Raw genomic sequence first — 6,271 nt, 5'->3', positions numbered from 1 at the left:
AGCTTTCCACCCCCCACCATGCGATGAGGAGTCATATCCGGTATTAGACCCAGTTTCCCAGGCTTATCCCAGAGTTAAGGGCAGGTTACTCACGTGTTACTCACCCGTTCGCCACTAATCCCCCCAGCAAGCTGGGGATCATCGTTCGACTTGCATGTGTTAAGCACGCCGCCAGCGTTCATCCTGAGCCAGGATCAAACTCTCCGTTGAAAACAAACAGACACAACACGCGCCACCGGGAAAACGGCGACCACATGCTGCACAAAATTTGAAACCAGCTAAAACACCAAACCACACCACAGGGGCGGCACGATTCGGCAATTTCAACCAATCAATAAAACAATCGGTATCAACAAACTTGGCACACTATTGAGTTCTCAAACAACAGACACACCCGGCACCACCACAACCCCTTCAGGGTCATGACTCGCTCCGGAGCAACTTTTCAAACTTACCCGATCACCAACCGCAATGCAAACCGGCATAACCGCCGAATCCCACGCAATGGAAAGGGTCCCCACCCGAAAAACCGGAACACAATTCCGCACCATTTTTCAGGCCGTTCAACAAGGGGGTCGGTCGCTATCTTTCCGCTTCAGCGGCGGCGACTCGAATAACTTTACACACGAACACCGGAGCGCACAAATCGCACCCCCAAGACCCTCCCCCGCCCCGAAAACCCCGGAAACCCGGGACCCAGCGCTTCTTCGGGGCCCAATCAACCGCCGTCGTACCCAAAACGGGTCCGTGTGCGCTCGGTCACCACCCCGCGGACCCGGCGCCAGCAGCCCCACGGCAGCCAGCCCCGGCGGCTTAAAGCACAAGGGGCCGGCAACCATGACGGTTGCCGGCCCCTCTCAAGCCACTGGCTTCAGGAGTGCTGAATTACCAGGAAGACTTCGTGATGCCCGGGAGCTCACCGCGGTGAGCCATGTCGCGGAAGCGAACACGGGAGATGCCGAACTTCTGGAAGGTGCCACGCGGGCGGCCATCGATGATGTCGCGGTTGCGGAGGCGGACCGGGGAAGCGTTGCGCGGCAGCTTCTGCAGGCCGAGGCGTGCAGCTTCGCGGGCTTCGTCGGTCGAGTTGGGGTCGACCAGGGCCTTCTTCAGTTCGAGGCGCTTTGCAGCATAGCGCTCGACGATGACTTTACGCTGTTCGTTCTTAGCGATCATTGACTTCTTAGCCATGTGCTTAGCGCTCCTCTCGGAATTCGACGTGCTTGCGGATCTTGGGATCGTACTTCCGCAGGACCATGCGGTCCGGGTCGTTACGACGGTTCTTGCGCGTCACGTAGGTGTAACCCGTGCCCGCGGTCGACTTGAGCTTGATGATCGGACGTACGTCCTTGTCCTTTGCCACTAGAGCTTCACTCCTCGTGCCAGGATGTCGGCGACGACAACGTCGATGCCGCGTACGTCGATGGTCTTGATGCCACGTGCAGAGACCTGCAGGGTGACATTACGGCGCAGGGACGGAACCCAGTAGCGCTTCTTCTGGATGTTCGGGTCGAACCGGCGCTTGTTGCGGCGGTGCGAGTGCGAAATGCTGTGTCCAAAGCCCGGCTCGGCTCCGGTCACCTGGCAGTGTGCTGCCATGACGACTCTCCTCATGAAAATAAATGAAACGGCAGGCGGAGTTCCGCGTTACCGTGCGATAGGCAGCGTCCGCCGCCAGCTCCCCTCGAACGGGCCCCTCACGACGACGGCCGAAACCGTGCTGCGGGGAACTGATGAAGGAGTCCGGGACAACCGTCAGGGAGAACTCGAGAGCCTTCACTGCGGTACCGGGATGCCGGGCGAATACAGGAACGCGCGCAACTTGAGCCCCTAACTACCGGCCTTCGGGGCCGTCTGCACTGCAGACTTTCCCGTCAACCGGAGCAATTGCCCACGCTCCGCGCCACCTAGCGCCTACCAAGTCTACGATCTCGCGGAATTAAAGACCAATCCGGGGGTCCGAGGGTGTATAAGGCGGTCCGCCCGGCCTGCAGCGAAGACTTAAGCGGGGCGCAGTTCTTTCACAGCAAAACGAAAGGGAACGGGCAGATTCTGGATCCATGAACACATCGACCCAGACTGCTCAGCAGCCCCTCGCCCGGCGGGCCGGGGCCGGCGGCAACCCGTTCGCGGCGCAGCACCGCCGGCGGATGTTCAGGGGCGACCTGCTCACGGTCATCGCCTGGTCCTCCGTCGCAGCCGCCATTGCCCTGTGGCTCGCCGACGGCGGCGCATCCGGCTTCTCCACCCCGGGCGGAACCTTCACGGCCCTGGGCATCGTGGCCGGACTCGCCGGCATGGACCTGGTGCTGCTGATGCTGCTGCTCGCGGCGCGGCTGCCCATCATCGACGGGGCCGTCGGCCACGACCGGGCCCTCGAATTCCACCGCAAGCTGGGGAAACCCGCCCTGTACCTGCTCCTGGCCCACGGCGTCCTGCTGGCGGTCGGCTACGGGATGGCGGACGGCCTGGACCCCGTCAGCGAGGCAGTGTCCCTCTGGGTACAGGTGCCGGACATGTGGCTGGCGTACATCTCCATCCTGCTGTTCATCGCCGTCGTCGTGACCTCCCTGGTGGCCGTGCGCCGCCGCTTCCCCTACGAGTTCTGGTACGCGGTACACCTGCTGACCTACGCCGCGGTCCTGACCGCCATTCCGCACCAGTTCAGCGTCGGCGGGCTCTTCGCCGAGGGCACCTGGCAGCGCTGGTACTGGCTGGCCGTCTGCATCGGGACCGGCGCCGCGTTGGCGCACTACCGGGTCCTGGAGCCGATCGTTGCCACCGTCCGGCACCAGCTGACGGTCAGCCGCGTCGTCTCCGCCGGCCACGGCGTGGTCAGCATCGAAATGACTGGCCGGCACCTTGACGAGCTGGCCGGCAGCGGCGGCCGTTTCTTTATCTGGCGGTTCCTTGCCCCCGGCCAGTGGTGGCACCCTCACCCCTTCAGCCTCTCCGCCGAGCCCGTGACGTTCGGGGCCGACGGCGGCGGCCGGCTCAGGATCACGGTCCGGAACCTGGGCCGCGGTTCCGCCGCCCTGGCCCGGCTGCGGCCGGGCACCCGGGTAGCGGTGGAGGGACCGTACGGGCTGTTCAGCTCGGCCTCCCGCAGCCGGCGAAAGGTGGTCCTCATCGGCGCCGGGATCGGCATTACCCCCATCCGGGCGCTGCTCGAGAACACGCCCTTCGCGCCGGGGGAAGCCACGGTGATCCTTCGCGGTCACAATCAGTCCGGCCTGTACCTCGGCGACGAGATCCTGGACCTCTGCCAGCGGCGCGGGGCCACCCTGTTCCACCTGACCGGCCGACGGCCCCGGGGCGTGAGCACCTGGCTGCCCGAGAGCGAGTCCCGCGCCGGCTACCGGCTGGCCAGCTACGCTCCCGACCTGGCCGGCTCCGACATCTACGTCTGCGGCCCGGATGCCTGGGCCCGGAACGTCCTCGACGACGCACGCCAGGCCGGCGTGCGGGAAGAACAACTCCACTACGAAAGGTTTGACTGGTGAGAATTCGCGCAGTAGTTTCCGCGACCCTGGCTTCCGCCGGGATCCTTTTGGCCGGCTGGCAGTCCGGCGCCCACGTGGCCGAATCGGCCAGCGCGGTCGGCACGACGGCGGGAACCGCCGGGACCGGGACCACCGGCACAGGGTCCGCCAAGTCCGGGCTGGGCAGTTCCGCCGGCGGCTCGTCGTCCGGGTCCGCAGCTTCCGGGGACACGTCCTCCGGCACCGGCACCAGCGGCAGCGGCGCGTCTGGATCCTCCGGCAGCTCCTCCGGTTCCTCCAGTGCCGGCGGCACCTTCACCGGGGACTCGGTGCAGACCCGGTTCGGCTCGGTCCAGGTGCAGATCAGCGTCAGCGGCGGCAAGATCACGGACGTCAAGGCGCTGCAGCTCACGGACGAGGACCGCCGCTCGGTGCAGATCAGCAACCGCGCCGCTCCCCTGCTGCGCTCCGAGGTGCTCCAGGCCCAGTCCGCCAACGTCCAGACCATCAGCGGGGCCACCGTCACCAGCTCCGCGTACCTGACCTCGCTGCAGGCGGCCCTCGATGCGGCCCACCTCTAAGCCGGAAAGCCCGGCACTGAAGGCCCGGACATTCCAGTGCATGGGCACCGTCATCGGCCTCACCGTCCCGATGGCGGGGAACGACGACGGCGGCCCCCCGGCCGCGACGGAGGAGGCCCTCGGCTCGGCCGCGGACGCCGTCGAACGCATCTTCCGGGAGCTCGACGGGCAGTTCAGCCTCTACCGGCCGGATTCGGAGGCCAGCCGGGTGGCCCGCCGGGAGGTGACGCCTAAGGAAACCTCGGCCGGCTTCCGGGACCGCTACGCCGAGGCCGCGAACTGGCGGCTGCTGACCGAGAGCGCCTTTACCCCGGAACGTCCCGACGGGGCCCCGGACCTGTCCGGGCTGGTCAAGGGCTACGCGGTCCAGGAGGCAGGGGCCGCCCTGGCGTCGCTGGGGCTGACGGACTGGTGCCTCAACGCCGGCGGCGACGTGCTGGTCTCCGGCTCGCCGATTGTCGGGACCACGGCCACCTGGCAGGCCGGCATCGTGGATCCGCAGGACCGCGGCATCCTGCTGGCCGCATACCCGCTGGGCGGCAGCACCACCGCGCGGGCGCTGGCCACCTCCGGGTCGGCCGAACGCGGCGACCACATCTGGACGCGGTCCACCGGGCCGAGCGAATTCCTGCAGGTCTCGGTCGCCGCGGCGGACATCGTGACCGCCGACGTACTGGCCACCGCGATCGTGGCGGGAGGGCTCCCGATGCTGAACCGCGCCACCGACGGCTGGGACATCCAGGTCCTCGCGGTCAGGCGCGACGGCGGGCTGCTCGCCACACCCGGTTTCCGCGCATAGCGTTCCCGGCCGTCAGCCCGGCAGGGCATTCGACGCCGCGACCCGGGCGTACCAAAGCCCGCTGGCCTTGGGGATCCGGCGCTGCGTGTCATACTCCACCCGGACCAGGCCGAAGCGCTGGTGGTAGCCGAAGGCCCACTCGAAGTTATCCAGCAGGGACCAGGCGAAGTAGCCGCGCACGTCCACACCCTCGGCAATCGCGGCGTGCAGCGCGCGGAGGTGCAGTTCGAAGAAGTTCCGCCGGTCCTCGTCGTTGACGAAGCCCGCCGCGTCCGGTTCGTCGTCGTACGCGGCGCCGTTCTCGGTGATGTAGATCGGAATCCCGGCCGGCCCCGTGTATTCCCGCTGCAGCCGCACCAGCAACCGGCGCAGCCCATCGGGCTGGACTTCCCAGCCCATGCCGGTGAGGGGGAGTCCGCGGGGCACGGTGTGCACGCCGTCGGCGGCCACCATCGGGGAGGACGGGTCAGGGTCCCGACCGGGCTCCGCCGTGAAGGCACTCCCGTGGTAGTAATTGACGCCCAGGACGTCCAGCGGCGCGGCGATCAGTTCGAGGTCTCCGGGCCGGACGACGTCGGCCATGCCGAGGTGCGCGACGTCGGCCAGGACGTCCGCGGGGTATTCGCCCCGGAAGAGCGGATCCAGGAACAGCCGGTTGGATTGGCCGTCCGCGCGCCGGGCGGCGTCGCGGTCCAGTTCACGGTCCGGGTCCGCGGGGTCCGCGACGGTCAGGTTCAGGGTGATGCCCACGGTGGCGGCGGCGTCCCGGCTCCGGAGCTCCCGCACCGCCAAACCGTGGCCCAGCAGCAGGTGGTGGACGGCGGCGAGGGCGGCCGCAGGGTCCTTGCGGCCGGGGGCGTGAAGGCCGGCGGCGTAGCCCAGGAAGGCCGAGACCCAGGGTTCGTTCAGGGTGGTCCAGAACCGGACCCGGTCCCCCAGCGCCCCGTGCATGAGGGCCGCGAACTCCGCGAAGCGTTCGGCGGTCTCCCGGGCTGCCCAGCCGCCCTTGTCCTCCAGCGCCTGGGGCAGGTCCCAGTGGTAGAGCGTGATCCAGGGCGTGATCCCGGCCGCCAGCAGCCGGTCGACCAGGTCCGAGTAGAAAGCGATTCCCTCCGGGTTGGGGGTGACGCCGTCGGGCATGCAGCGGGCCCAGGAGACCGAGAACCGGTAGGCGGCCAGGTTCAGGTCCTGCATCAGCGCGATGTCCTGCGCCGTGCGGTGGTAGTGGTCGCAGGCGACGTCGCCGTTGTGCCCGTCAGCCACGGCGCCGGGCACCCGGCTGAAGACGTCCCAGATCGATTCGCCGCGCCCGCCCTCCCGGGCCGCGCCCTCAATCTGGTACGCGGCGGTGGCGGCGCCCCAAAGGAAGCCGGGCGGGAAGGTCACTGGGGTGCTGTTCATCCGGTGCT

The 6,271-nt window shown here is 67.8% G+C and carries 7 protein-coding genes and 1 rRNA gene; 3 read left to right on the top strand and 5 right to left on the bottom strand.

What is annotated here, in order from left to right; all coding sequences use genetic code 11:
- The 4 genes from QWJ39_RS08405 to rpmB form a co-directional block, all read right to left on the bottom strand.
- Positions 1-210: ribosomal RNA gene (locus QWJ39_RS08405) — 16S ribosomal RNA — on the bottom strand; the annotation flags it as partial.
- A gap of 675 nt (positions 211-885) precedes the next feature.
- On the bottom strand, positions 886-1,191 hold the full coding sequence (rpsN, locus tag QWJ39_RS08400) for a 30S ribosomal protein S14 (RefSeq protein ID WP_043485315.1): 306 nt from the start codon (positions 1,189-1,191) through the stop codon (positions 886-888).
- Positions 1,192-1,195: 4 nt separating this feature from the next.
- Complete coding sequence (rpmG, locus tag QWJ39_RS08395; protein WP_290257284.1) at positions 1,196-1,363, bottom strand: 50S ribosomal protein L33; 168 nt, start codon at positions 1,361-1,363, stop codon at positions 1,196-1,198.
- Positions 1,363-1,599 (bottom strand): 50S ribosomal protein L28, encoded by a 237-nt coding sequence (gene rpmB, locus QWJ39_RS08390; RefSeq protein ID WP_056737118.1) that lies wholly within the window; start codon positions 1,597-1,599, stop codon positions 1,363-1,365. Before rpmB ends, rpmG begins: the two co-directional genes overlap by 1 nt.
- Before the next feature lie 461 nt (positions 1,600-2,060).
- Between rpmB and QWJ39_RS08385 the strand changes: the two genes are divergently transcribed.
- The 3 genes from QWJ39_RS08385 to QWJ39_RS08375 are packed head-to-tail and all read left to right on the top strand — an operon-like array spanning position 2,061 to position 4,862.
- Complete coding sequence (locus QWJ39_RS08385; protein WP_290257283.1) at positions 2,061-3,503, top strand: ferredoxin reductase family protein; 1,443 nt, start codon at positions 2,061-2,063, stop codon at positions 3,501-3,503.
- Complete coding sequence (locus QWJ39_RS08380) at positions 3,500-4,063, top strand: FMN-binding protein (protein WP_290257282.1); 564 nt, start codon at positions 3,500-3,502, stop codon at positions 4,061-4,063. The genes QWJ39_RS08385 and QWJ39_RS08380 overlap by 4 nt, the downstream gene beginning before the upstream one ends.
- A gap of 40 nt (positions 4,064-4,103) precedes the next feature.
- The gene (locus tag QWJ39_RS08375) at positions 4,104-4,862 is read left to right on the top strand and encodes an FAD:protein FMN transferase (RefSeq protein WP_290257281.1); all 759 of its coding nucleotides are present in this window, start codon (positions 4,104-4,106) and stop codon (positions 4,860-4,862) included.
- A 12-nt stretch (positions 4,863-4,874) separates the two neighbouring features.
- On the opposite strand, the gene QWJ39_RS08370 is transcribed toward QWJ39_RS08375, so the two are convergent.
- Complete coding sequence (locus QWJ39_RS08370; RefSeq protein WP_290257280.1) at positions 4,875-6,263, bottom strand: GH1 family beta-glucosidase; 1,389 nt, start codon at positions 6,261-6,263, stop codon at positions 4,875-4,877.
- Positions 6,264-6,271: the final 8 nt, after the last annotated feature.

This window comes from Arthrobacter sp. YD4 (assembly GCF_030410515.1).
GTDB lineage: Bacteria > Actinomycetota > Actinomycetes > Actinomycetales > Micrococcaceae > Arthrobacter.
Note: the sequence above shows the minus strand (reverse complement) of the source record. Positions and strands in the feature narration are given on the sequence as shown.

Bases quoted from the DNA above. Each gene is read 5' to 3' on its own strand.
- QWJ39_RS08370 (WP_290257280.1), bottom strand. From the start codon at position 6,263: ATGAACAGCACCCCAGTGACCTTCCCGCCCGGCTTCCTTTGGGGCGCC.
- rpsN (WP_043485315.1), bottom strand. From the start codon at position 1,191: ATGGCTAAGAAGTCAATGATCGCTAAGAACGAACAGCGTAAAGTCATC.
- QWJ39_RS08385 (WP_290257283.1), top strand. From the start codon at position 2,061: ATGAACACATCGACCCAGACTGCTCAGCAGCCCCTCGCCCGGCGGGCC.
- rpmB (WP_056737118.1), bottom strand. From the start codon at position 1,599: ATGGCAGCACACTGCCAGGTGACCGGAGCCGAGCCGGGCTTTGGACAC.
- QWJ39_RS08375 (WP_290257281.1), top strand. From the start codon at position 4,104: ATGGGCACCGTCATCGGCCTCACCGTCCCGATGGCGGGGAACGACGAC.